Annotated in this window: 1 protein-coding gene; it reads right to left on the bottom strand. The window is 64.9% G+C overall.

Annotated features, from left to right (window positions below; translation table 11 throughout):
- Nucleotides 1-242 (bottom strand): family 43 glycosylhydrolase (locus CCN42_RS45440; RefSeq protein WP_245877695.1); only part of this gene is annotated, 242 nt, incomplete at both ends.

The following is a 242-nucleotide window of genomic DNA, read 5'->3' on the forward strand; positions in this document are numbered from 1 at the left end:
CCAGCTGCCGAAGGACAACCACCACTTGCCGTCGCTGTCGACGAAGAGGTTGGGGTCGATGGCGTTGTAGTCGCTGGACGAGTTCGAGGTGTAGACGATGCCCTGGTCCGCCCAGCTGCCCGGCTGTCCCGTGCTGGAGGTGGCGAGGCCGATGGCGGAGGTGTTGGAGCCGAACTTCGAGACGGAGTAGTACATCAGGTACTTCCCGCCCTGGTACGAGATGTCCGGCGCCCACGCCTCCG

The organism is Streptomyces glaucescens, from assembly GCF_002154375.1.
Lineage (GTDB): Bacteria > Actinomycetota > Actinomycetes > Streptomycetales > Streptomycetaceae > Streptomyces > Streptomyces glaucescens.